Raw genomic sequence first — 20,179 nt, 5'->3', positions numbered from 1 at the left:
GCTGTTGATTAAAAAGTATTGATTAAAAAAATTGGCATCAAAGCCAAAATGATTATAAAAAATCTAAAGGGATTGGTTAGAAATGTATTATTTCATAACAATAGTTGGACTACTGTTTATTACAGTATTTGCAGTTCGAAGTTTGCACCAAAATCGGCGTCAGGACAGCCCACTGAAACGACGTGGTATCCTGAATATTTCTGAACAGATTACCCTGATGCGTTTAAAGGCGGTTTTGCCACGGCATACCGTATTGGCGCATGTGTCTTTTGATGCCTTGCTCACCACAAAGTTTGCCCATACCCGCCGTAAGTATCAGGGGCTAGTTGCCGATTTTGTGGTGCTGGACCAACAGCATCAGGTGCTTGCCATCATTGAGATTGCAGACGAGTCCTATGTTAATCGCCTGCAACAAAAACATTATCAGGACAGTCTGCTGGAACTGGCTGGATACCGTGTATTGCGTTACAGCGCGATTCCAACTGAACAGGAATTACGGAAAGACCTGATTCCTGACCTGTTCGCGCCTGCTACACCAAGAACCGCTACACCAGTGACCATGCCACAGGCGGCGGAGCGCGCGATAAAATACAACGTTCTGGCGGTGAAATCGTCCTAGTCTGGACGCACTGCCGTGACGGTCATTTCCACCAGAACATCAGGCGTATAGAGCTTGGATTCCACACAGGTACGCGCTGGGGGATGCCCCTCAGCAATCCACGCATCCCAAACCGCATTCATGGCCGCATAATCTTTTTCAATGTCTTTCAGGAAAATAAACACAGATAGAATATGGGTTTTGTCTGTGCCTGCCTCAGACAGTAAACGGTCAATGTTGTCTAAGGTTTGCTGGGTCTGTGCGCCAATATCCAGGCTGGTGTCATCTGCCAGTTGTCCAGCCAGATGAACCTGATTTCCTGAAATTGCAACTTCGCAATAGCGTGAGGTGACACGTAGTCGTTGCACAGACATAATGGTAACCTAATTAAAAAAAACATAGGATGATTGTACTGCATGCCCCTCGCCACAGTGTAATTTTGTTTGACATCCTCCCCGACCTAAAGGACGGGGATTCCTACTGCTAGACGCTCATGTCCGAGCGCAAGAATATTCAGTGCGGAATTTACATCCCGATCATGGAGCGTACCGCACTCCATACACTGCCATTCTCTTACTCCTAAGCCTGCTCTACCTTTCGGACTACTACAGCGTGAGCCACAGCACGAACAAGTTTGGGTGGTATAGGCCTCATTGACTTCTTCATACCATGCCCCTGCGTTCTCGCATTTATACTTAAGCATGGTTCTTAGTGTTGTCCAACTTGCATCTAATACAGACTTAGCTAATTTAGTCCGTGCTAGTGCTTTGGCATTCACATTGCCAATGAAGATTGCTGCATGTTCATTCACCAGTTTATGACTGAATTGATGCAACATGTTTTGACGTATATTTTTAATCTTGGCGTGAATCGCTTTGACGCGCTTTTTATTTCTCGCACGTTGAGCTATGCCAAGTTTTTGTTCATATTGCCGATAGATTTTAGGGGCTTTGAGCTTTACTCCATCTGAACAAGTGGCTAAATCCTTTAAACCCAAGTCTATGCCAATTGAGGTTTTAGCGCTGGTTTTCTCTGTTTTAATTGAATCAACTACAAGACAGACATACCAACGCCCACGACTATCCTCTACAAACGAGCCTGTTTTAACATTGTATTTGCTTAGTCCGTAGCTGTCCCATAGTTTGAATTGATGCTTGCCGTATTGAACATATCCATCAGCATATTTGATTGCTACTTTCTTGAACGGTATCCAGCCCAATGAACGCCTAGCTGATTTTTTATTGCTGACTCGCCATTTCAGTTTTGCTTTTTTGAATTGCTTGCGTCTTGTCACTAATTCTTCTGTCACTGCCTGAATAGTTTGACTGTGCAAGTTGCATTCTTTCGATGTGCCTTTTGTGTATTTGGCAATGTCGTATGCTGAAAAGAATTGTTGTTTTCGTTGTAGATGTTTAAAACACAAATCATTCACGTAATTCCAGACAAAATTCACCTCAGATGCCATTTCGTTTAGCACCTTGCAATGTTTGTCTTTTATGCGTAATTTAAGTGTTTTCATACTTAAAATATATTTGGTCTATGAGTAATAGTCAAGAGATTAGAACAGGTCGCCACTGTGTTTTTAATATGCACGTTCATTTAGTCTTTGTGGCTAAATATCGGCGTGATGTTTTTACTAAAGCAATGCTTGAAACGATGCGTGAAGTATTTGAGCGTGTATGCTTGGACTTTGAAGCTGAGTTGGTAGAGTTTGACGGTGAACATGACCATGTACATTTGCTCGTCAATTATCCACCTAAAGTCGCTATTTCTAGTTTGGTAAATAGCTTGAAAGGTGCATCTAGTCGAATTTTACGAACCAAACACCCTGAAATTAAAAGCAAATTATGGGGTAATGCCTTGTGGTCGCCTAGTTACTTCGCTGCATCATGCGCAGGTGCACCTATTGGGATTATTAAGCAGTATATTCAACAACAGCAAACACCGCATTAATGGCTTACGCCAGTCGCTTATATCCTCGGGCTAAACCCCGAGGTTTTACGCTCCAATGGATAAATCAGCCAGCAAAGCTTTCCATGCGAACCAGCCTGCGTTGCTGGAAAAATAAAATGGAGTGTTGCTGCGGGCAAATGATCATATTGCCAAGATTCAGCAACTGAATTTTTGCTCCTCTCAATTGAGTCAGGCAGAAGTCTCGCGCATTCAAGATATTATAATTGTATGGATACAGTTTAGTTGAACACAGTAGGGAGAAAAGTGCAATCCTGAAAATTTTATGGGTGGGGAAATTGAGAAAGGACACCAGAAGTGCCCTGTAATATTCGGATTTGATCGTCACGCCAACCACAGGAGCAGATGCTAAAAGTGAGGATTTCTTTAGCATCAGCAAATCACATGGATAATGTGATTGCGCTGCCTAGAGTACTGAAAAGCGCATAAAAAGCAAACATAAATTTAAACAAAAACCATGCTTTTGAGTAAAAAAACGCCACTACCACAAGCAAAGCTGGGGTTCCTGCTGGGCGTGCTGTAATTGATACAAGCCCACGCCAACCAGCCGAAACTGTAAACTGGGTTCAATATGCATTTCATTCAGCAATTGCAACACCACCTGCCACAGGTCCTGCTGCGATTGCAGGGGCTGTTTAAAGCTTTTACTGTGCTGTAAAACCTGAAAATTCTTTAACTTCAACTTGACGTTGACACCACGGGCCGTCAACTGCTTCTTATTCAGGCTACGCCAGACCTGTTCTGTCAATGGCTGCCATGTATGGCTGCATTGATCAAGGGTGTAGTCAGCATCAAAGGTGATCTCCTTGGAAATTTGCTGGCGTTCCCGTTCAGCCTTGACGGGGCGTTGGTCAATGCCTTGGGCATATAGATAGAGCTGTTTGCCATATTTGCCAAAATGGTGAATCAATATATTTTCATCAATTTGTTGCAGTTGACCCAGGGTGTGCAGATTGAGTTGATGCAGCTTTTGTTGGGTCACTTTGCCGACGCCGTGAATTTTACTGACGGGCAAATCCTGAATAAAGCTGAGTACCTGTGAGGGCTTGATCACAAACAGGCCATTGGGCTTGTTCCAGTCGGATGCGATTTTTGCCAGAAACTTATTCGGGGCAACGCCTGCGGAAGCGGTCAGCCCAGTGGCTGCCAGAATATCGGCACGGATCAGTGTTGCAACCTCGGTGGCGCTAGGGATGTTTTTTAGGTTCTCGGTCACATCCAGATAGGCCTCATCCAGTGACAGCGGTTCAATCAGTGGGGTATATTGCTGAAAAATCTGGTGAATTTGTTCAGATACCTCTCGGTATTTCTCAAAGTTGGGTTCAAGTACAATCACCTGTGGGCAAAGTTTTCGCGCCTGTCCCATCGACATGGCGGAACGCAGGCCAAAGACACGGGCAGGGTAGGATGCGGCGGCGACCACGCCACGGGTATGATGAAAGGCCACCACCACAGGCAGGTCCTTGAGTTCGGGACGTTCCCTTAACTCAACTGAGGCATAGAAAGCATCCATGTCGATATGGATGATCTTGCGCAGCTCATTTGCCATCCTGAATGCCTTGTTGTGTTAAAAAGATGCGCCACTGTTTGGGAGAGTCGGCATAAACATTTAAATCGACAGGTTTATCAATACCATCAATTTTGCCATTCTGGGTATGTTGCCAAAACAACCATTGTCGTCCATCTTTCAGCTTGGGCTGTTCCTGATAATCACGTACCCAAAGCGGTGTATTAACGAAGCTACCCATCAGCACAATATGGTAAAAACTCTTGGAAATATAGAAAATGGGCTGCTTGCCATAATGCTGCTGTAGCTGGTCATGCATGACCTGAATTTCCCTGAGTAACTTCTCCTTGGTAAAGGTGTTGATACAGTTGCTGTCATATTCAAGGTCAATCACAGGCGGCAGGGCATCCGCTTTGTTGGGTACGGTGGCGATAAAGTTTTCCGCCTGCACCTTGCCATCCCGACATAAACGATAGAAGTGGTAGGCACCAACATGCAGGCCCTGTTCGCGTGCCTTAAGCCAGTTTTCCTGAAAGTTTCGGTCCTTAAAATCACCACCCTCGGTGGCTTTTAGATAGACAAACTGGTACTGCACTGGAGAGATCTTTTTCCAGTTAATCTCACCCTGATGGTGCGAAACATCAAAGCCACGAATGGCGTAGTCCTGCGCAGAGGCTTTCTGCTGATGGAACAGGCCGAAATAGCTCACCACACCAAGCATGACAGCCAAGCCAACACTGGCATAGGTTGGATAATATCGGGAAAGTGGATGTTTCGCAGGTTTCTTTGCCATGTTGTCAGCTATATTTTTTTCACGCATTTAGTCTGCCATTTCTTTTGGAATTTGCCAAAATACCAGTGCGGTGACCAGGTTGATACAACCCAGTGTGATTAATGTGGCATGGAACGCAGTGGTGAGGGAAGCGGTTGAGAAATGCTGACCAAACACATTAATCAAGGTTCCTGCCAACGCCACCCCAATACTCATGGATAGCATCATGATCATGGAAAGGAAACTGTTGCCACTGCTGGCATCCTGTTGCGGCAGGTCTTTCAGGGTTAGGGTGTTCATCCCGACAAATTGCAGCGAATTTAGTGTACCAAAGATAAACAGGTGCAGCACTTTAAGCCATAGTGGGGTTGCTGCTGTCATTAGGGCGAAACTGGCGATACATAATCCAACCAGAACGGTATTGGTCAGTAGAAAACGGCGGTAGCCAACACGCTGGATCAAAGGGCGGATAATTGGCTTAGAAAATAATGAGCCCAATACCAGTGGAATCATCATTAAACCTGTGAAGAACGGTTCAAAACCAAAAGCCACCTGTAGCATCAGCGGTAAAATAAAGGGAATGGCGTTACTGCCCAGACGTGCAAAGAAGTTGCCTAAAACCCCAATCGAAAAGATTTTGTAGCGAAACAGGCGGCCATGAAACAACGCGTTTTGATGGCTATGCGCATGATAGGCATAGCCAATGGTGGCAATAGTTCCTATCACCAGCAGGCTAATGCTGACAAGGCGGGAATATTGGGGTGCCGCAATATTTTCAATACCCAACGACAGGCCGACCATCGCGATCATCAACAGAATGAAACCACTTAAATCAAAGGGTTTTACCGTGGGTTCGGTCTGGTTCGGCATGACTTTCAGGGTCATGATCATGCCAAGTACGCCCATCGGCAGGTTGATCAGGAAAATCCAGTGCCATGTCGCCACTTCAACTAGCCATCCTCCTAAAGTTGGACCCATCAATGGGCCAATCAACCCAGCCAGACTCATTAAACTCATGGCGGAAAGGAACTGCGAGCGTGGAATAATCTTCAGCAATGCCAAACGTCCCACGGGCATCAGCAATGCGCCACCAACGCCTTGTATTACCCGAAAAAACAGCAGTTGATTCAGGTTCTGCGATAACCCACAGCCCAGTGAGGCAAGGCTAAAAATCATCATTGAGGCAAGGTAGACATTGCGAATCCCAAAGCGGTCGGCCAGCCAGCCACTCAATGGAATACAGGCCGCCACAGACAGCACGTAGGCCACGATCACCCCATGCATCTGCAAGGGATTTTCATTGAGCTGGGCCGCCATGCCTGGAATTGCGGTGTTGACAATGGTGGTGTCCAGCGCCTGCATAAAGAAGCCAATGGAAACCAGTAACACCAGCAGTCGAAATTCAGGCTGTACCGCTTGATGGGTGGTTGTGGACATGCAATATCATGAATAAAGGTTTTAGCTTAGTTTAAGGCAACCCTGATGAAAATAAAGGCTTAAATTGTCAAGGAGCTGTCATGAAATTGACATGAGACTGTCATCCAGCTTGAATCTCAAGGCATTAGCTTAGCCGTACAAAAGAAATGTATGGGAGTTGATGATGAAATTTAAGATTTCAGTTTTATTGACGGCACTGTTGTCGATGGGGATGGTTGGCTGTGAAGATGATCAGGACATCTTGACGAAAGAAGAAGTGCAGCCAAAACCAGAAGTGGTTGAGCCGAAGCCTGAACCTAAGCCAGAGGTTGAAGCAACGCCAGAGCGTATTCAACTCAGCTTGCTGGGGCGTTATGAGGCGGGTGCGTTTGGTGTCAGTGCTGCGGAAATTCCAGCCTATGATCCTGCAACGAAACGTGCGTTTATTGTCAATGCCAAAGCAGGCGCATTAGATGTCCTTGATTTATCCAATCCAGCTCAGCCTGTGTTGCTCAAATCGCTGACTGTAACGGATATTGCTGCGGGTGCAACCGTGAATAGTGTCAGTATTCGTCAGGGGATTATTGCGATTGCCATTGAAGCGGGCAAGAAAACCGATACAGGTTTTGTGGCTTTTTATCAGGCAAGTGATTTAAGCCGTTTAAGCTATGTGCCTGTGGGGGCATTGCCTGATATGTTGACCTTTAGCCCAGATGGTCAAACGGTATTGGTTGCCAATGAGGGTGAGCCGTCAGACGATTACCAAATTGACCCAGAGGGTTCAATCAGTGTGATTAATGTCAGTGACATTCATAAACCAAGCGTGAAAACGGCAGATTTTAAGGCATTTAATAGCCAAACAGCAGCATTGCTTGCCAAGGGTGTGCGTATTTATGGGCCGAACGCCAGCGTTGCCCAGGATTTAGAGCCTGAATATATTGCGGTTTCCAGTGATGGCAAAACCGCCTGGGCAAGCCTACAGGAAAATAATGCGATTGCGGTGATTGATATTGCCACAGCAACCGTGACTTCAATTGAGGCATTCGGACTGAAAGATCATGGTTTAACGGATAGCTCATTTAAATCCATGCTGGATAGCAGCAAAAATTCAAGTAATGCCTTGGATGTGAGCGATTTTGATGGCAAGAAAACCGTACAGGATATTCTGATCAAGGCATGGTCGGGCCTGAAAGGCATGTATCAGCCAGATAGTATTGCTGCATATACCGCAGCGGATAATAAAACCTATTTGATTTCTGCCAATGAAGGTGATTCACGTGCATGGGGTGAGACGACCGTAGAATATTTTGGCCTGACCAAACCAAAAGATTTTGAGAAAAATAAATTAAAACGTTGTGATAATGACAACAGCAAAGGCTTTGTTGAAGAATGGCGTGTGAAACACCTCGTGCATAAAGATGGTTTTGACCGCCGTTGTGCCGATGATTTACCTGCACATTTACGTGATCTCGCTGCAGGTGCGCATTTGAACCCAACAGTGTTTGGCTATTGTGGCGCAACCAAGGGCAATGCAGGCGATTGCCGTGATGATAACCAGTTAGGTCGTTTAAAAGTGACATGGACACAAGGTTATCAAACTGAAAATGGTAAACCTGTGTACTACTCCAAAGCAGGCGATAAAATCGGGGTCAATGGTAATCCACTCACTGACTATTTGATGTATGACGCGTTATATGTATTGGGTGGCCGTTCATTCTCGATTTGGGACACGCAGAATCAGGTTAAGATTGCCTATGATTCAGGCGACTTTATTGAACAGTACCTGAATAGTGATCAGTGTAAGTTGGGTAAGGCGCGTAATATTCCATGTAAAAACTGGTTTAACAGCAACCATGAAAAAGGCAATACACTGGGTGGGCGTAGCAGTAACAAAGGCCCAGAACCAGAAGGTCTGACCATTGGTAAAATTGGCAATAAACAATTCCTGTTCTTGGGTCTTGAGCGTATGGGTGGGGTGATGGTCTTTGATGTGAGCCAGCCAAAACAACCGATTTTTCAGGACTATTTAAACACTCGTGAAATCTGGGATGAAGCAGATCCATCAAAGAACTTGTCTGCACATGGCGATCTAGGCCCAGAGGGATTGATCTTTATTGCCGCCAAGGATTCACCAAATGGCAAACCAATGTTGATCGTTGGTAATGAAGTCAGTGGTTCAACCGCGATCTATCAGGTCAATACACAGTAAAAAATAAAGCGGATCAGATGATCCGCTTTTTTATGTTCTTTTTAAACCCTGATATGTTCAGGACTATTCAGATTTTTGATGACATTGGAAATCTGCTCAGGATTTTCACAAATAATCAGTTTGGCACGATGCTGGGGCGGTAAAAAGCCCTCATCAACGGCATGGTCAAGCTGGGCAATCAGCGCATCATAAAAACGGTTGACGTTATAGATAATCATGGGTTTTTGGTGCTGGTTGAGCTGTCCCCAGGTGGCGATTTCCAGAATCTCCTCGAACGTTCCCAATCCGCCTGGCAGGGCGATAAAGGCGCTGGCACGTTCCGCCATCAAGGCCTTGCGTTCATGCATGCTTTTGACGATATGCAGTTCGGTCAACTGGCTGTGCGCAATTTCATAGTCCAGCATAAATTCGGGAATCACCCCCACCACTTCACCGCCATGCTCAAGCACGGTGTCGGCAACCTGACCCATCAGGCCAATGCTGGCCCCGCCATAGACGATTCCGAAACCCTGGGTGGCAATATGCTGGGCCAGTTCAATGGCTGTGTCACGGTAAATGGGTTTGTTGCCTGTACGGGAACCGCAATATAAGGCAATCAGGGATTGGGTAGTTTTGATGGGAGATGTTTCGTTGTTTTCAGTCATTTTTACAATACTATTCATTCAGTTTATTTTTACCTTATCATTTTCACTGTCGTTGTCTAGGTTAAATGACTTTTATGACAATTTGATGCACACTTTCCATACAAGCTTCTCTGTAAACTTTAGAAAAAAATTACCAAGATCATGCTTATAAAAATGATGAATTTCACCGCAATCTTGCCTATACTGAAAATCCTTTTATTAATCTATGTACCTCTATGAGTAGTGGTTGTTGTCGCTCCGCTTTGTTCTTTTTTCCTATAAAAAATGTTTTGGCTACCTGTGCCGACCTTTTAGATTTTAAATTTCATCATAACACTGCCAATTTTGCAGAGGAGTCAGCTCAATGATTCTGGAATGGATGTCCGACCCCTCTGCATGGGTTGGTCTGGCGACATTGGTTGTACTTGAAATTGTACTGGGTATTGATAACCTGGTGTTTATCGCCATTTTGGCAGAGAAACTACCACCTCACCAACGTAACGCCGCACGTAGAATTGGTTTAGTGCTCGCTTTGCTAATGCGTCTGGTGCTGCTCGCATCTATTGCATGGGTAGTGACCCTAACCGAACCACTATTTCATATATTTGACCATGCTTTCTCAGGTCGAGACCTCATCCTGTTGTTCGGTGGTGTGTTCCTCTTGTTCAAGGGAACCATGGAACTGCATGAACGGATTGAGGGCAAGCAGGCATTAAAAGAAGAAAACCCTGTCCATGCCGCGTTCTGGATGGTGGTGGTTCAGATCGTGGTGCTGGATGCCGTGTTCTCACTCGACAGCGTGATTACTGCCGTGGGGATGGTGAAAGAGCTTTCCATCATGATGATCGCAGTGACCATTGCGATTGGTATCATGCTGCTGGCGTCACGCCCGTTGATGGATTTCGTCAATAAGCATCCAACCGTGGTGATCCTGTGTCTTGGCTTCCTGATGATGATTGGTTTCTCGCTGGTGGTTGAGGGCTTTGGCTTCCATATTCCGAAAGGCTACCTCTATGCAGCGATTGGTTTCTCTGTACTGGTCGAAATAGTCAACCAAACCATGCGCCGCAATCAGGAGAAACTGGTCACCACCACAGATTTACGCTACCGCACCGCATCGGCTGTTTTGCGTATGCTGGGCAGTAAAGGCAATGGTGGTGAAGGGCAGAACAACGAGTCTGAAGATGTGTTGGCGACACAGGCCTACGCCAAGGAAGTGTTTGATGAGGACAATGGCGTGTATCACAGCGTACTGGTACAGGGCGTATTGGGGCTGTCTGAGCGTCCTGTAAAATCAGTGATGACACCACGTCCTGAGCTGGAATGGCTTGACCTTGCGGCTGACCCAGCCGAATTGAAAGAACGTTTGATGGCAATGACCCATTCACGCCTGATCATTGCACGGGGTGAGCTGGATAATATTGAGGGTGTGGTACTGACCCATAAAATTCTCAATGAATACATTGAAACAGGAACGATTGATTTCAGTAAACATCTGCGTGAACCTGTGATTGTGCATGAAAATGCGCAGGTGTTGATGGTGATGGAGCAACTGCGTCAGGCACCCTTGCAAATGGCAATCGTACTGAATGAATATGGTTCGATTGAGGGCATTGCCACACCAATTGACGTACTGGAAGCGATTGCGGGTGAATTCCCTGATGAGGACGAACTTGAAGCGGCGGCGGAAAGCCTTGAAGATGGTTCCATGATACTGGAAGGTTCAACCGATATTCGCCATGTTTCATTGCTTCTGGGTAAAGACCTTGTAGATGAAAGTGAGGAATACTCAACTCTGTCGGGTTATCTTTTGTTCCATTTGGGCCGTTTACCTGAAAATGGTGAGACGGTTGAAGCAGATGGCTACCGCTTTGAAGTGGTGACCATGGATGGACACAAGATTGAGAAAGTGCGCATTATCGCGGAAGAGAAACAAGCAGAGAAGTAATTAGTTTCCATCTCAATAGCCTTTGAGTTTGATCTTGTTGTACAAGATTTTCTCAGGGCTATTTTTATTTGAGAGTTGAAAATGACCTCCTTAGAAAACTGTCCATGCGGGCAGGGGCAATATGTGGTGTGCTGCCAGCCTCTGCATTTGAAACAGAAAACGGCCCAAACGGCCGAACAATTGATGCGTTCACGCTATAGCGCCTTTGCCTTGCAGCAGATTGACTACATTCTGGAAACCACGGCGTTGGGGCAGCAGGCTTTTTTAGACCGTGCCGCGATTGCGGATTGGAGTCAGGCGAATCAGTGGCTGAAACTGGAAGTGGTACAACACCAGCCCAAGCTTGATAAAAGCCATGCCTTGGTAGAATTCAAGGCCTATTACCATGATGGAAAACAGCAACACATTCATCATGAAATTTCACATTTTGTGTTGCATCAGCAACACTGGTATTTTCTTGATCCAACGCTGGATATGCAGATCACCATGAAACAACCCTGTATCTGTGGCTCGGGGAAAAAATTTAAGCAATGCTGTGCGCAATTCATCTAAGTTTGACTTAAAATAGCGCACACTTTTATGCCTGATTTAAGGATGTAGGCAGATGTTACTCACCGTGATTTATATAATTGCCATCACTGCGGAAGCCATGACAGGCGCACTGTCGGCAGGGCGACGGAGTATGGACTGGTTCGGTGTGGTGCTGATTGCCTGTGTCACTGCACTGGGTGGTGGCTCCGTGCGTGATGTGTTGCTGGGACATTATCCTTTAACCTGGGTCAAGCATCCTGAATATCTGGTTTTGACCTGCTGTGCGGCATTTGTCACCATTATTATCGCCAAGTGGATGAAACATTTACGCAGTGTGTTCTTATTGCTTGACGCCATGGGATTAATTGGTTTCACCATCATTGGTTGTCAAATTGCCTTGTCGATGGGGCATGGTTTTGTGGTTTCCGCCGTGGCTGGGGTCTTAACAGGGGTATCGGGGGGTATTTTGCGCGATATCTTGTGTAATGATGTGCCACTAGTGTTCCGTCGTGAGCTGTATGCCAGTATTTCCTTTGTTGCCGTGATTTGTTATTGGGTCTGTCTAGAGGTTGGACTACCACATGACCTTACCGTAATTTTTACCTTGGTGTTTGGTTTCACCTTGCGCGTGATTGCAATTTATTTTGGTCTGGAAATGCCAAAATTTATTTATAAGGAAGATGATGCTGAGTCTGCATCTTCAACGGATGAGCATTGACAAGACACCACTTGACGCATAAACAACAACAAAGACTTGTCACAATGCTTTCTCCGCATATGAGCTGCGGTTATAGCAGCGCAAGGGCATTTACGATAACATTAAGTAAATTTTTTATATGACTCGCTGAAATGACCAGCCTTGCACATCATGCAACAGAAAACCGCTCCGTAGCCGAATTCACAGAACAAGCTTACCTCAACTATGCCATGTACGTAATTATGGATCGTGCATTGCCCCATATCAGTGATGGCCTGAAACCCGTACAGCGCCGTATTGTCTATGCGATGAGTGAACTGGGTCTGAAATCAACAGGCAAGCCAAAGAAGTCCGCACGTACCGTAGGTGATGTACTGGGTAAATATCATCCACATGGTGACTCTGCCTGCTATGAGGCGATGGTATTGATGGCCCAGCCATTCAGCTATCGCTATCCGCTAATTGAGGGGCAGGGCAACTGGGGTTCACCTGATGATCCAAAATCCTTTGCGGCAATGCGTTATACCGAAGCCAAACTTTCTGCCTACAGTGAACTGTTGCTGAGCGAGTTGGGACAGGGCACTAGTGAATGGCAGGACAACTTTGATGGTTCGATGAAAGAACCAATCACTTTACCCGCCCGTATTCCAAATATTCTACTCAATGGTACGACGGGCATTGCGGTGGGTATGGCAACCGATATTCCACCACATAATTTACGTGAAGTGGTCAAGGGAACGATTGCCCTGATTCGTAACCCTGAAACCACTGATGAAAAACTGGCGGAATATATTCCTGCACCAGATTTGCCGACCAAAGCTGAAATCATTACCCCGCCTGAAGAGTTGTTAAAGATTCAAACCACAGGGCGTGGTAGCTATCGTGCGCGGGCAGTGTATACGGTAGAAAAAAATGAAATCGTGATTACGGAGCTTCCATATCAGGTTTCAGGCTCTAAAGTTGTGACCCAAATTGCTGACCAGATGATTGCGAAGAAGTTACCTCTGGTCGCAGATATTCGTGATGAGTCGGATCATCGAAATCCAACGCGATTAGTCATTGTATTGCGTTCCAACCGTGTCGATGCTGAAACGGTGATGAGCCATTTATTTGCCACCACTGATCTGGAATCCAGCTATCGCGTCAACCTGAACATGATTGGGGCAGATGGCCGTCCGCAAGTCAAATCCATTCGCCGAATCTTGTTGGAATGGATTGAGATTCGTAAGCAAACTGTGACTCGCCGTTTGCAATACCATTTAAATAAAATCGAAAAACGTTTGCATATCCTGGCAGGTCTTTTAATTGCCTATCTTGATATTGATACCGTGATTCGCATCATCCGTGAGGAAGACCAGCCGAAACCTGTGTTGATGCAGCATTTCGGTATTGATGACATTCAGGCCGAAGCCATTCTGGAACTCAAGCTTCGTCATTTGGCCAAGCTTGAAGAAATGGAAATCCGCCGTGAGCAGGAGGAGTTGGAGGCAAAAGCAGCCATTATCCGTGAACAACTGGCAAATCCAGAATCATTGAAAAGTCTGATTATCAATGAACTGAAAGAAGATGCGAAAAAATTTGGTGATGACCGACGTTCGCCAATCGTTGCGCGTGCGGATGCCGTCCAGATTAAGGAACAGGATTTAATGCCTGCCGAAACCGTGACGGTGGTGTTGTCCGAGGCTGGCTGGGTACGTGCCGCCAAAGGTGCGGAAGTTGATGCGGCCAACCTGAATTATCGTGCAGGTGACCAATACTTGAGCCATGCAGTTGGTAAAACCAATCAACGGGTGTATTTCCTCGATGAGACAGGGCGTAGCTATGCCTTGCCAATCAGCAGTTTGCCATCCGCACGTGGTTTGGGTGAGCCTTTAAGTTCCAAGCTTGCACCTGCAAGCGGCGTATCTTTTATTCAGGTCTTTATTGCAGATGATAACAGTGAGCTGCTTGCCGTCAGTTCAAATGGCTATGGCTTTAAAACCCAAGCCGCACAACTGGATACCAATGCCAAGGCAGGTAAGGCGTTCTTGACGGTTGCAGACAAGGCAACGGCCTTGCCCCTACTTCCAGTTCAGCAGGCCACACATGCCGCCATCCTGAGTTCATCAGGCCGTTTACTCATCATTGACTTGGCCGAACTGCCTGTCCTGAACAAAGGAAAAGGTAACAAGTTGATACAACTTGAGGAAAAAGAGCAGATTTTATCCATGACAACCCTGACGTTAGATGAAATAATCCAAGTCGCTGCAGGACAACAGCACTTAAAACTGAAAGGGGATGATCTCCAAAAATATATAGGAAAAAGAGCAACAAAGGGGCAACTTTTACCACGAGGATATCAAAAAGCAAATAGACTCCTCATTCAGAGATAAGGCTAGTATTCTGTGATATAAATACGTTATATATGACAATGTATTCATATTGTTTGAATAGATTGACACGGCAATTCACAAAGTTAAAAAAATGTTTTGTCATGGAAGTAACATTGTTACTATTTTTAAGGATTACCACTCGGAGATAATGGCATTATGGAAAAGATTTGGTTTGCTGAATACAAAAAGACAGGAATTCCAGAAACAGTTGCACTACCTGCTGAAAACACCTCACTTGTTGATATTTTTGAACGCAATTTCCAAAAATTTGGTTCACGTGATGCCTTTATCTTTATGGATAAAGTTTTAACGTATAATGAATTAGAAGTCGCCAGCCGTAAATTTGCCACCTACCTGCAAAGTCTGGGCTTGAAAAAAGGATCGCGTGTTGCGGTGATGATGCCGAACGTATTCCAGTATCCAGTGGTGGCATTGGGTGTGTTCCGTGCAGGTCTGGTCCTTGTGAACGTGAACCCACTCTATACAGCGCGTGAGCTTGACCATCAGTTAAATGACTCAGGTGCTGAAGCACTGGTGATCATTGAAAACTTTGCCAGCGTATATCAAAGCATTATTGGCAAAACACCTGTGAAGCATGTGATTGTTGCCTCTGTGGGGGATATGTTGGGGACGCTTAAAGGCACCATCGTAAACTTCGTTTTACGCAAGGTCCGCAAGCAAATTCCAGCATGGAATATCCCTGGTCATGTGAAGTTCAACACTGCGTTGAACAAGGTGAGCCCAAGCAACTACAAGCGTCCAAGCCTGACTTTAAGCGATACGGCTGTACTTCAATATACGGGCGGTACCACAGGTGTTTCTAAAGGTGCTGAGTTAACACACCGTAACTTGGTTTCTAACCTATTACAATGTGATGGTATTTTCTCAAGCAAGTTTGGTGAGGGTGATGGTTCAAAAGACGACCGTATTGTCTGTGCATTGCCGCTTTACCATATCTTTGCATTCATGGTGTGCGCGCTTTACGGTATGTATAAAGGTCAAGCCAATATCCTGATTCCAAACCCACGTGACCTACCAGCAGTCGTTGGCGAATTACGTAAATACCAGCCTTCATTCTTCCCGGCAGTAAACACATTGTTCAATGCTCTGGTGAATAACGAAGAATTCAAACAGCTTGACCATAGCAAATTGAAGATGGCAATGGGTGGTGGTATGGCGGTATTGCCATCGACTGCTGAAGCGTGGAAAAAAGTAACAGGCACCATCATCATTGAAGGTTATGGATTGTCTGAGACTTCACCTGTTGCAACGGCAAACCCTCCTGCAACGACTGAGTTTAGCGGCACGATTGGTATTCCATTGCCGTTGACCGAAGTTGTCTTGCTTGATGATGATGGTAATGAAGTTGCTTTAGGTGAACAGGGTGAAATTTCGATTCGTGGTCCTCAAGTCATGAAAGGCTACTGGAACCGTCCTGATGAAACTGAAAAAGTCATGACGAAAGATGGCTTCTTCCGTACTGGCGATATCGGTGTCATGGACACACGCGGTTACTTCAAGATCGTAGACCGTAAGAAAGACATGATCCTGGTATCTGGCTTCAACGTTTACCCAAGTGAAATTGAAGAAGTGATTGCAAAACATCCGAAAGTATTGGAAGTGGCTGCAATTGGTGTTCCAGATGAAAAATCAGGCGAAGTGCCGAAGTTGTTCATTGTGAAGAAAGATCCATCTTTAACCACTGAAGAAGTGCTTGCTTATGCAAAACAAAACCTAACTGGCTACAAGTGCCCGCGTTATGTTGAGTTTATGGAAGAACTACCTAAATCAAACGTTGGTAAAATCCTGCGTAAAGATTTACGTAAACCAGCTTAAGCTGTGCTGTAAAAAACGCCGCAATTGCGGCGTTTTTTTATTTATGATTAGATTTCATTAACCAACGATCAATATAAGGACGGCCAATTCCCACAATTCCTACAAATACCAGCATGGTGGCAAGCTGAAAACGCAAGCGGCTCGGGTCGATTGCATTAAAGCTAAAATAATTGTCGGCAAAGACATACAGCGCAATCACCACTAGCCAGTGCCAAAGAGTGAAACGCTGAATCCCCACCGCATAAAAGGCAATGGTCAGCACCACAAAAGTTCCCAATGTAGACTGCCAGTTTAAGTTGGCACAAATCACGCTCAGCAGAAATGCCATAATAGGCAGAACCACTTTCAGCACGCGATCAACCAAAAGCTGATGCTGCCGTTGTTTGGCAAGGACATCAAACATTTCTTTTTGATTTTGAGGTTGCATAACTTGACCTTAAAACAGTATGAAAAAACAGAACTTTTACACAAAGAAAATATTTAAAGGAAACACTTGGCGAACAAGCACAAATGAAAATTCAATAGATTATGAGTTATGATAGCATGATCAGCAGAACTTCAAATGATGGATGTGAGCATGCAAGGTATTAGCGGCATTATATTGATGATTATCGTCGCATGTTTGTTGCCGTATGTTTTTACCCTGATTGCAAAAGCAAAAGGTGGCTTCCAAGCAAAGGATAATCAGAATCCGCGTGAATTTTTGGCGAAAACGACAGGTCTAGCCGCCAGAGCCAATGCAGTACAACAGAATAGTTTTGAAAGTCTACCCTTATTTATCGCTGCAATTTTAATGGCCGAATATATGGTTGTGCCTGAGAAATTTATTCTGAGCTTAGGCTGGGCATATATCGTATTTCGCATTATTTATGGCATCTGTTATTTAGCGAACCTAGCCACTTTACGTTCGATTATTTGGTTTTTTTCAATATTTTGTCCAATTTTATTGTTTGTGATTACGATTAAAGTGACCTAAATTGATGTTGAGTATAAAATTCTTTAACGCTCAGCATATCTAGCATCATTTTTATGGTATTCACGCTATAATCTGTCGGATTTACATCTAAGTTCACAAGATAAAAGAGTGTTGATATGAGTTATAGCAATATTCCTGCGGGTAAAGACGCACCAAATGACATCTATGTCATCATTGAAATTCCTGCAAACGCAGCGCCAATCAAATACGAAATCGATAAAGATTCTGATGCGTTGTTTGTAGACCGTTTCATGGGTACAGCAATGTTCTACCCAGCAAACTACGGTTATGTACCAAATACATTATCTGAAGATGGCGATCCATTAGACGTACTTGTTGTAACTCCACACCCTGTTGCTGCGGGTTCAGTAATCCGTTGCCGTCCAGTGGGTAAACTGAATATGGAAGATGATGGTGGTATCGATGCGAAACTGATCGCAGTTCCACATGAGAAGTTATCTCCTCTCTATAAAGATGTGAAAGAATATACCGATCTTCCACCTTTATTGATCAGTCAAGTTGAGCATTTCTTCCAGCATTACAAAGATTTAGAACCAGGTAAATGGGTAAAAATCAGTGGTTGGGAAAATGCTGATGTTGCAAAAGCTGAAGTGTTGAAAGCAATCGAAGCTGCTAAAAAATAATTTTAAAAGATAAAGTCTGATTTTATCACCCTAAAATCAGGCTCATATAAAAAAACCGCCATTCAATTGAATGGCGGTTTTTTTATGAGTTGATCTAAATTGAATTAGAACAGTTTCACAGGAATATCAAGGAACAAACGCCATTCATTGGTTGAGCCAATGACATTGCTGACATATTGACCAGAAACATTATTATAGGTATCACTTGAACGTAAGTAAGAATAGCGAACACGTAGGCTTGCATCTTTCAATGCACCTGTTTGAACAGTATATTTGACTTGGTTAAACAACTCATGTTCTTCGGCTTGGTCAATGATTTTTGAGCGATCTGTTATTTTAGCGATATCAATATCCCAGCCATAAACAAATGCAGTTGTCCAGTTTAGACCAGGTAAACCGTGATTTTTAAAGTTATAGTTATATTGTAGCCCGACAGATTTTTCATCATTACCATTAAAGTCACCTAAATAGGAATTAGGCACATAGATACTTTGTAAACCATCAGCATTATAGCCATAGTCATACCCAGTATTACCTGTGTTATCTTGATAAGAAAGCATGACGTTATGTACATCTTTGCCATAGCCCACTGAAACAGCCCAAATCGAGTTTTTACGGTTTGCTAGATCATCTGTGGTATGTGAATCAGTGAGCGCATCTTTATCCCATTTTGTATGATAACCCATGGCATCAAGTGTTAAGGTACTCTTGTCTTTTAAGCTTTGGGTAAAGTTTACATTGGCATAATGACGTTCTAACTTATCTTGAACGTCTAAGCCATAATACGATGAATTGAGTTGATCATTAAATTTATATTTAGCACCCCAAACTACTGCACGATCAAGCCCTTGACCTGTCACATCTTTATCGGTACTAATTTGGTTTGACATTTGGTTTTTTGTGAACTTACCTGCAACCACATTTAGATTTGGAATTTCATTACTTTCAACGAAAACACCTGTGTAATACTCAGGTACTAAACGGGCTTGATTACTTGCCATGACAGGAAGTGTTGATACCTGTGTACCATAAGTCACGGTTGTGTTGGAAAGACGTGCTTTCACATTGGCACCACCACGAGCCCAATGATCATAAGCAAATCCACGATCATCTACAGGAATCATTTGATTACCCGTATTATTATTCGGACCAAGCTTAAAAGATGCATCACCTACTACGCCAACACCAAAGCCAATAATACCCTTTGTAAAACCTGATTGAAGATCAAAAATGGCAGTTTGCGCTGTTGAGCTTGTATCATTTGTTAAACCGTCTTTTTTATCACGATTGAAAAAGCCTGTGCGGAACAATACTGAACCATTTGCATCCTCAACAAAACCTTTTGCTTCGCTTTGTTCGCTTGCGTATGTTGAGGAGATCAATGCGGCATTAATCAAAACCGCCAATATAAGTTTCTGTGCCTTTGGCATGGTAAGCCTCGTAAATAACAAATTTGGGGAGAGAAACTGAAATTTTGACCAATTGTATAAGTTATGCATAAAAAAGATAGATTTTTATTAAAATAATTTAATTATTTTTAAATAAAATACTTATAGAATATTGTGATTTATTTTTTATTAAAACTAATGATTTTTTGAATTTAATACCTTGATTTTTATTAACTTTAATTTTATTTGTTGACTATTTTTTTTGATGGATTTTTTCTGGCCTGTTTTTAATAAAACACGTGATTATTTTATGTATTTTTTCTTTTAATTTAATTATTTACTACTTGGTTGAAAATAGCTCATTTGGCTAGTAAAAAATACCAGCCCGATGAATGGTATTGCTGCTATCACTAAAAGGAATTGGTTTCATCTAGGGCAGTATTCTATTTCTTCTGCACTTTTATTGATCATTTTGATTGGAATGGCTCATAAATATCAGTGCTAACCCATCCAGCGAGTTTTTATTATTTAAAAAAAGCATTGTTTTTGTGCGAAAAATAGTCTGGTTTTATTTATGTGCCTTTAAATGGTTCAAATTTCAGCCAAAATCCTGCATCAAGCTTATAAATAATGAGGGTGAAAATGCTTTTTAGTTCTTTAATAATAGAAATATATGATTTTATTGGCTTTT

Annotated in this window: 18 protein-coding genes; 10 read left to right on the top strand and 8 right to left on the bottom strand. The window is 43.8% G+C overall.

Annotation, left to right across the window (positions count from 1 at the left end):
- Positions 1-82 precede the first annotated feature (82 nt).
- Positions 83-619 carry a DUF2726 domain-containing protein gene (locus F973_RS13880; protein ID WP_004762421.1) on the top strand — a complete coding sequence of 179 codons (537 nt, stop codon included), beginning with the start codon at positions 83-85 and terminating at the stop codon, positions 617-619.
- Here F973_RS13880 and F973_RS13875 read toward each other — a convergent pair.
- Positions 616-972 (bottom strand): RidA family protein, encoded by a 357-nt coding sequence (locus tag F973_RS13875; protein WP_004762420.1) that lies wholly within the window; start codon positions 970-972, stop codon positions 616-618. The two genes, F973_RS13880 and F973_RS13875, sit on opposite strands and share 4 nt — an antisense overlap.
- A gap of 86 nt (positions 973-1,058) precedes the next feature.
- Positions 1,059-2,117, bottom strand: a complete 1,059-nt coding sequence (locus F973_RS13870) for an RNA-guided endonuclease InsQ/TnpB family protein (RefSeq protein ID WP_034432698.1) — start codon at positions 2,115-2,117, stop codon at positions 1,059-1,061.
- 20 nt (positions 2,118-2,137) lie between these two features.
- On the opposite strand from F973_RS13870, the gene tnpA reads away from it, so the two are divergent.
- Positions 2,138-2,551 carry an IS200/IS605 family transposase gene (gene tnpA / locus F973_RS13865; RefSeq protein WP_004761731.1) on the top strand — a complete coding sequence of 138 codons (414 nt, stop codon included), beginning with the start codon at positions 2,138-2,140 and terminating at the stop codon, positions 2,549-2,551.
- A gap of 499 nt (positions 2,552-3,050) precedes the next feature.
- Here the strand turns inward: tnpA and dinB are convergent, their stop codons facing one another.
- Genes dinB through mdtD form a run of 3 tightly spaced genes read right to left on the bottom strand, consistent with a single transcriptional unit; the run spans position 3,051 to position 6,285 of the window.
- Positions 3,051-4,106, bottom strand: coding sequence for a DNA polymerase IV (gene dinB, locus F973_RS13860; protein ID WP_171062371.1), 1,056 nt, complete (start codon positions 4,104-4,106; stop codon positions 3,051-3,053).
- A gap of 1 nt (position 4,107) precedes the next feature.
- Positions 4,108-4,869 (bottom strand): glycoside hydrolase family 25 protein, encoded by a 762-nt coding sequence (locus tag F973_RS13855; RefSeq protein WP_034432785.1) that lies wholly within the window; start codon positions 4,867-4,869, stop codon positions 4,108-4,110.
- A 27-nt stretch (positions 4,870-4,896) separates the two neighbouring features.
- Positions 4,897-6,285 (bottom strand): multidrug transporter subunit MdtD, encoded by a 1,389-nt coding sequence (mdtD, locus tag F973_RS13850; RefSeq protein ID WP_004762413.1) that lies wholly within the window; start codon positions 6,283-6,285, stop codon positions 4,897-4,899.
- A gap of 163 nt (positions 6,286-6,448) precedes the next feature.
- Here mdtD and F973_RS13845 point away from each other — a divergent pair, with 163 nt between their 5' ends.
- A complete protein-coding gene (locus F973_RS13845) occupies positions 6,449-8,473 on the top strand; it encodes a choice-of-anchor I family protein (protein ID WP_004762412.1) in 2,025 nt (674 codons plus the stop codon).
- A gap of 41 nt (positions 8,474-8,514) precedes the next feature.
- On the opposite strand, the gene F973_RS13840 is transcribed toward F973_RS13845, so the two are convergent.
- The gene (locus F973_RS13840) at positions 8,515-9,135 is read right to left on the bottom strand and encodes an LOG family protein (protein ID WP_004674232.1); all 621 of its coding nucleotides are present in this window, start codon (positions 9,133-9,135) and stop codon (positions 8,515-8,517) included.
- 325 nt (positions 9,136-9,460) lie between these two features.
- Between F973_RS13840 and F973_RS13835 the strand changes: the two genes are divergently transcribed.
- The 5 genes from F973_RS13835 (at position 9,461) to F973_RS13815 (ending at position 16,480) form a co-directional block, all read left to right on the top strand.
- On the top strand, positions 9,461-11,044 hold the full coding sequence (locus F973_RS13835; RefSeq protein WP_004762409.1) for a TerC family protein: 1,584 nt from the start codon (positions 9,461-9,463) through the stop codon (positions 11,042-11,044).
- An 81-nt stretch (positions 11,045-11,125) separates the two neighbouring features.
- On the top strand, positions 11,126-11,596 hold the full coding sequence (locus tag F973_RS13830) for a YchJ family protein (RefSeq protein WP_004762407.1): 471 nt from the start codon (positions 11,126-11,128) through the stop codon (positions 11,594-11,596).
- Positions 11,597-11,648: 52 nt separating this feature from the next.
- The gene (locus F973_RS13825) at positions 11,649-12,293 is read left to right on the top strand and encodes a trimeric intracellular cation channel family protein (RefSeq protein WP_004680789.1); all 645 of its coding nucleotides are present in this window, start codon (positions 11,649-11,651) and stop codon (positions 12,291-12,293) included.
- Between the two features lie 131 nt (positions 12,294-12,424).
- Positions 12,425-14,644, top strand: coding sequence for a DNA topoisomerase IV subunit A (parC, locus tag F973_RS13820; protein ID WP_004680788.1), 2,220 nt, complete (start codon positions 12,425-12,427; stop codon positions 14,642-14,644).
- A gap of 156 nt (positions 14,645-14,800) precedes the next feature.
- Complete coding sequence (locus tag F973_RS13815; protein ID WP_004762404.1) at positions 14,801-16,480, top strand: long-chain-fatty-acid--CoA ligase; 1,680 nt, start codon at positions 14,801-14,803, stop codon at positions 16,478-16,480.
- A 37-nt stretch (positions 16,481-16,517) separates the two neighbouring features.
- Here the strand turns inward: F973_RS13815 and F973_RS13810 are convergent, their stop codons facing one another.
- Positions 16,518-16,907, bottom strand: coding sequence for a hypothetical protein (locus F973_RS13810; protein ID WP_004762403.1), 390 nt, complete (start codon positions 16,905-16,907; stop codon positions 16,518-16,520).
- A 150-nt stretch (positions 16,908-17,057) separates the two neighbouring features.
- Between F973_RS13810 and F973_RS13805 the strand changes: the two genes are divergently transcribed.
- Both F973_RS13805 and ppa read left to right on the top strand, forming a co-directional pair.
- A complete protein-coding gene (locus F973_RS13805) occupies positions 17,058-17,456 on the top strand; it encodes an MAPEG family protein (RefSeq protein ID WP_004762400.1) in 399 nt (132 codons plus the stop codon).
- Between the two features lie 116 nt (positions 17,457-17,572).
- Positions 17,573-18,100: an inorganic diphosphatase gene (gene ppa / locus F973_RS13800; protein ID WP_004674242.1), complete on the top strand. Its 528-nt coding sequence runs from the start codon at positions 17,573-17,575 to the stop codon at positions 18,098-18,100.
- A 104-nt stretch (positions 18,101-18,204) separates the two neighbouring features.
- Here ppa and F973_RS13795 read toward each other — a convergent pair whose 3' ends face one another.
- Positions 18,205-19,530 carry an OprD family outer membrane porin gene (locus F973_RS13795; RefSeq protein WP_004762398.1) on the bottom strand — a complete coding sequence of 442 codons (1,326 nt, stop codon included), beginning with the start codon at positions 19,528-19,530 and terminating at the stop codon, positions 18,205-18,207.
- Positions 19,531-20,179 lie beyond the last annotated feature (649 nt).

The sequence above is a fragment of the Acinetobacter sp. CIP 102129 genome (genome assembly GCF_000368305.1).
GTDB lineage: Bacteria > Pseudomonadota > Gammaproteobacteria > Pseudomonadales > Moraxellaceae > Acinetobacter > Acinetobacter parvus.
The sequence above is the reverse complement of the archived record's forward strand: the minus strand, read 5'-3'. Positions and strand labels throughout refer to the sequence as shown.